1 pseudogene is annotated in these 347 nt (G+C 72.0%); it reads right to left on the bottom strand.

The window, feature by feature from the left end:
• Positions 1-90: 90 nt before the first annotated feature.
• Positions 91-347 (bottom strand): annotated as a pseudogene (locus ACFXIV_RS48205) (molybdenum cofactor biosynthesis protein B); the annotation flags it as partial.

Below are 347 nucleotides of genomic sequence, written 5' to 3'. Positions count from 1 at the left end.
GCTCTCGGACCGACTGTTGCGCCGGCTGTCGGACTGATGTCCTGCTGACTGGTGCCCTGCCTGATGTCCTGCGGAGCCCGGTTCGGCGGGATGGTCACCGCCGTGCACCTGGTCGACAGCGTGCGGCAGCAGGCGGGTGAGGACGGCCAGCCCGTCCTTGACGCCACCGGTGGAGCCCGGCAGGTTGACGACCAGGGTGCGGCCCGCGACGCCGGCGACGCCGCGCGAGAGAGCCGCTGTGGGGACCTTCGTCAGCCCTTCGGCGCGGATGGCCTCGGGGATACCGGGGATCTCGTAGTCCAGAACGGCGCGGGTCACCTCGGGCGTCCGGTCGGTCGGGGAGATGC

Source organism: Nocardia sp. NPDC059236 (genome assembly GCF_042754085.1).
Lineage (GTDB): Bacteria > Actinomycetota > Actinomycetes > Mycobacteriales > Mycobacteriaceae > Nocardia.
This window is presented reverse-complemented; position numbering and strand designations above follow the sequence as displayed.